1 protein-coding gene is annotated in these 392 nt (G+C 50.5%); it reads left to right on the forward strand.

All coding sequences use genetic code 11. From position 1 onward, the window contains the following. Positions 1–392, forward strand: a 392-nt coding sequence (locus tag AB4585_RS25250; RefSeq protein ID WP_372171512.1) for a peptidase dimerization domain-containing protein, incomplete at both ends; no start/stop codon positions are given.

The following is a 392-nucleotide window of genomic DNA, read 5'->3' on the forward strand; positions in this document are numbered from 1 at the left end:
GCGCTAAGCGTTATCATTTTTCAGTTAAGGGCATGGCGGGCCATGCTGGTACCGTGCCACATGCTTTGCGTATGGACGCGTTATGTGGGGTTGCTGAGATGATAACGACCATAGAAACCTATGGCTTAGAGCACAATGTGGTTGCAACCGTAGGCAAGTGCAATGTGAAGCCTGGTGCGGTAAATGTAATTCCTGGTGATGTGGTTTTCTCTTTGGATGTTCGTAGTCCAGTGCAAGGAGACCTCGAAGTGGCGTGTAATGAACTGCACTCTCAATTGGAAGAGATCGCACAGCGCCGCGAACTGCAACTGACCTCCGAGCTTACTTATCAAGCCGAAGCCGTACCTTGTAATGCCGAACTGCAGCAGCAGTGGGGCAAGGTTGTCGAAAAA

Origin of the sequence: Vibrio sp. 10N.222.49.C9, assembly GCF_041474985.1 — a bacterium.
GTDB classification, from domain to species: domain Bacteria; phylum Pseudomonadota; class Gammaproteobacteria; order Enterobacterales; family Vibrionaceae; genus Vibrio; species Vibrio crassostreae_C.